Below are 2,309 nucleotides of genomic sequence, written 5' to 3'. Positions count from 1 at the left end.
ATCAGCCCGGAAAGACCGGCGACAAACAGACCGATCCCGTGACGATACCAACCGGTTTGAAAACACGCGGTGATCAAAATCGACGCAAGATAAACAGCACCGGCAACCTGAAAGGATCTGCGATGCGTTCTGGCCCAGTCCGCCAGTGGCCTGCTACGGCGCAGGACCAGGTAAAACAAAAACGCGGCGATGCCGATCAACAGCAACGCCGCGTTAAAAACTGCGATCGCCGTCAACGGGTCGAGGTGGACGACAAGGCGATATCGCATCGGTTTTTACAACGAGCGACTATTCTTTCTTCGCCAGCTCGAAGCCTTTCTTGAAGGACTTGTCGTTGTAGATCAGCTTCAGCTTGGCTTCGTCATCTTCGGCGCCTTCCGCTTTGCCTTTGCAATTGTTGCAGCAAAACGCGACTTCGGTGCCGGCCAGTTTGATCGCCGTCGACTCGTTCAATTTACCGCCACTGAACGGGCACTTCTTTTGGACGTACTGCTTCGTCGCGACCAATTGATGATTGGCTTTGACGGCATACTTCTCGGTATCCTTGGCGAACTTGCCGGCGCAACCGTTGCAGCAGAAATACACCTTGGCGTCTTTGTAGTCGGCTGACTTGCTGGCGTCAGCAGCTTTCTTTGCCACCACGCATTGGATGTCTTTCAGGTCAACGTCGGCGGTCAACGTGGTAGCGGTCGCGACGAGCAAAACGGCGGCCGCGGAGGCTAAAAATCGTTTCATGTCTGGACTCAATTTTGGGGTTGGAATCGACAATGGGACAGACCGGTTGCCCGGCCGTGAACGATTCAACATAGGCAAATTTTCCGCAGAAAACCAATACGGAGTGCGATCAGAAGGCAAAAATTCGGTGAAATTCAGGAGCCGCAAGCTGGATGCTTAGGCCACTTGGGGTGGGGAAAAGGCGTTGATCCGATCGGCGATGCCGGGATGCAGCCATGTCGGCTTGCGTGCCGCCGCGCAACCTTCGGTCACACGCAGCAGCGCCGACGCGAGGTGGCGACGTGCCTCCGGCTCGGTCGTGGGCACCCGCTCGCACGAGCGAGAAACGGCCGGCGCCAACCAACAGGCCACCGTGTCGGCGTCAAATTCACTGCGATAACTGACCAAACGCAGGATCAACACGGTCGCCACCAGACTGAGCACGCTGCCCAGCGTGCCCGCCCAGTCCGCTGCCCAGTCCGCCGCCCCGACCGGCATGGAATCATGCATCAGCCCCCGTTCGAGCCCCGCCCCGAGCAACCAGGCGGGGACCAGGGCCAGAATTCGCAGCGGCACGTGAAACCGTTTGGCGTGGGCCACTTCGTGCAGAATCACCATCGCCAACTCCTCTCGCGTCAGGTCTCGCACCAATCGATCACTCAGTAGCAACACGCGAAAACGCCCGAAGAGACCGGCGATCATCGCGTTGTGGGTTTGGTGGTTGGTATCCCACATCACGATTTTGCAGCGTCGGATGCCGCCGGAGGTGACGACCGATTGGATCCATTGCTTGGTGGCAGCATCGATCGGACGGGTCGGAAACACTCGCCGTACCAAGATCGGGATGCCGGCGACCATCACGGCGACCAACGCGATCCACGCCGCCCAGTTCGGGATCTGGTCCCCGACCGCCGTCAATGAGATCAGATCGATGATCGCCAGAAAGCCGATGATCGGTGCGACGAGCCAACCGACGCTGCATCGCAGGGCCGAAAACGTGGACGTCAACGTCGCCCACCACCCCCGTCGCGCCACGCCCATGCGTGCCGCAAACAGCGACTCCCCGGCCCACAATCCGGCCATCATTGCGATCGCGGGAAACAACAAAACGATCGATTGCAGCGCTAAGGAGTGTTGAGTCAGCGGCAACCGGTCCAAGTTCCGGCCCAGCCCGAATCCGCCCAGACAAAGCAGAATCAGCCCCAGCGAGAACCAGCGAAAACACTCGGTTTGACGATCAAACCAATCGTAGCCCACCGTCGCATCGACTTCCCCCTTGTCGATCAGCCCGGCAACCATCCGGACCGCCAGATAACACAGCCCCCACCACGCGACGATCACCAGCCCGCTGAATCCGACCGCATGGCCGAAGGGCTGGTTCGATTCCGGCAGCGAGCCCAAGCTGAGCGAGAGAATGACGGCCAGAAAGTAATAGAGTTGCATCAGGAAATCGTTGAGAAGCCGGGGGGTGCAACGGCAGAAAGAAGAGCGGGAGAGGCTTCCAGCCCGTCAATTCAACGACGACGGGATGGAAGTCGATTCCACGGTTCGAGCCATCAGTATTGTTGCGTCGTTCTCGGGCGCGACCCGTGTTT

At 59.1% G+C, this 2,309-nt stretch carries 3 protein-coding genes; all 3 read right to left on the bottom strand.

Annotated elements, in window-relative coordinates:
- On the bottom strand, window positions 1–269 hold a 269-nt coding region (locus tag ABX749_RS29990; protein WP_372899270.1), incomplete at its 3' end, for a hypothetical protein.
- 19 nt (window positions 270–288) lie between these two features.
- Window positions 289–735, bottom strand: coding sequence for a hypothetical protein (locus tag ABX749_RS29985; protein WP_372899269.1), 447 nt, complete (start codon window positions 733–735; stop codon window positions 289–291).
- A gap of 156 nt (window positions 736–891) precedes the next feature.
- Complete coding sequence (locus ABX749_RS29980; RefSeq protein ID WP_372899268.1) at window positions 892–2,157, bottom strand: M48 family metalloprotease; 1,266 nt, start codon at window positions 2,155–2,157, stop codon at window positions 892–894.
- Window positions 2,158–2,309: the final 152 nt, after the last annotated feature.

Source organism: Stieleria sp. (assembly GCF_041595215.1).
Taxonomy (GTDB): Bacteria; Planctomycetota; Planctomycetia; order Pirellulales; family Pirellulaceae; genus Stieleria; species Stieleria magnilauensis.
This window is presented reverse-complemented; position numbering and strand designations above follow the sequence as displayed.

What these genes read in the sequence shown, in the direction of transcription:
- ABX749_RS29980 (WP_372899268.1), bottom strand. Translation starts at nt 2,157, where the DNA reads ATGCAACTCTATTACTTTCTGGCCGTCATTCTCTCGCTCAGCTTGGGC.
- ABX749_RS29985 (WP_372899269.1), bottom strand. Translation starts at nt 735, where the DNA reads ATGAAACGATTTTTAGCCTCCGCGGCCGCCGTTTTGCTCGTCGCGACC.